Source organism: Aminobacter sp. P4_D5 (assembly GCF_056401815.1).
In genome coordinates, this window is the sequence record NZ_JBFUIP010001094.1 from 1 (window position 1) to 583 (window position 583).

1 protein-coding gene is annotated in these 583 nt (G+C 66.3%); it reads left to right on the forward strand.

Features of this window, described 5'->3' with window-relative positions:
* The coding region (locus AC1DWF_RS36845; protein WP_476843373.1) for an Hsp70 family protein at positions 1-583 on the forward strand (583 nt) is incomplete at both ends.

The following is a 583-nucleotide window of genomic DNA, read 5'->3' on the forward strand; positions in this document are numbered from 1 at the left end:
TCCTCGAGAATGCGGAGGGCGCGCGCACGACCCCCTCCATGGTCGCCTTCGCCAAGAACGGCGAGCGCCTCGTCGGACAGAGCGCCAAGCGCCAGGCCGTCACCAACCCGAACAACACCCTCTATGCCGTCAAGCGCCTCATCGGCCGCAAGTTCGACGACGCCATGGTGCAGAAGGAGAAGAATCTCGCTCCCTTCGCCATCGTGAAGGCCGACAACGGCGACGCCTGGGTCGAGGTGGACGGCAAGAAGTACGCCCCGCAGCAGATCAGCGCGAACGTGCTCACCAAGATGAAGGACACCGCCGAGGCCTATCTCGGCGAGAAGGTGACGCAGGCCGTCATCACCGTCCCGGCCTACTTCAACGACGCCCAGCGGCAGGCGACCAAGGAGGCCGGCGCCATCGCGGGCCTCGAGGTGCTGCGCATCATCAACGAGCCGACGGCGGCCGCGCTYGCCTACGGCATGGACAAGAAGCACGCCGGCACCATCGCGGTCTACGACCTCGGCGGCGGCACCTTCGACGTGTCGATCCTGGAGATCGGCGACGGCGTCTTCGAGGTGAAGTCCACCAATGGCGACAC